The following is a 550-nucleotide window of genomic DNA, read 5'->3' on the forward strand; positions in this document are numbered from 1 at the left end:
AGAAGCGGTCATCAATTATTTATTTCTCTGAAGATGGTGCGAGCGAGCAGGGTAAGGTTGCTTCGGTTTTGGCCCGCGGAGAGGGCTTGAGTGCGCACGCCCGGTCGGCAGAGTATCGCATCAAGTAGATGTTAACGATGCCGCATTGGCTCGAATAAAAATAGGTGTGTCGAAGCGTTTTACTTCGGCACCTTGAGTTATAAAATCTTTAGGTGTTCTATGGCAAGCACTCTCTCGTTTAATGCAGATGCTCTCGCAGAATCTTTGGTTCGCGAGGAGATTAAAGCAATGCATTCTTATCATGTGCCGGACTCTTCCGGTTTTCTCAAGCTCGATGCAATGGAAAATCCAAACCCATGGCCTGGAACCTTGGAGCAAGAATGGCTAGAGAAAATGAAACGGGTCGATGTTAATCGTTATCCCGATCCTTCTTGTAAAGAGCTCAAGGCTGGAATTCGCGCATTGCTTAATTTGGATGCGCTTGAAGCGTCGTCGGATGCTGAGTTTGAAATTCTACTTGGTAACGGTTCTGATGAGATTATCCAGATTC

General features: G+C 46.5%; 1 protein-coding gene and 1 pseudogene. Both read left to right on the forward strand.

Annotation, left to right across the window (positions count from 1 at the left end; all coding sequences use genetic code 11):
- Window positions 1–128: histidinol dehydrogenase (locus A3750_RS25405; protein ID WP_156498707.1), on the forward strand; the 128-nt coding region annotated here is incomplete at its 5' end.
- Between the two features lie 91 nt (window positions 129–219).
- A pseudogene (locus A3750_RS18035) lies at window positions 220–550 on the forward strand (hypothetical protein); the annotation flags it as partial.

Source organism: Oleiphilus sp. HI0079 (genome assembly GCF_001635105.1).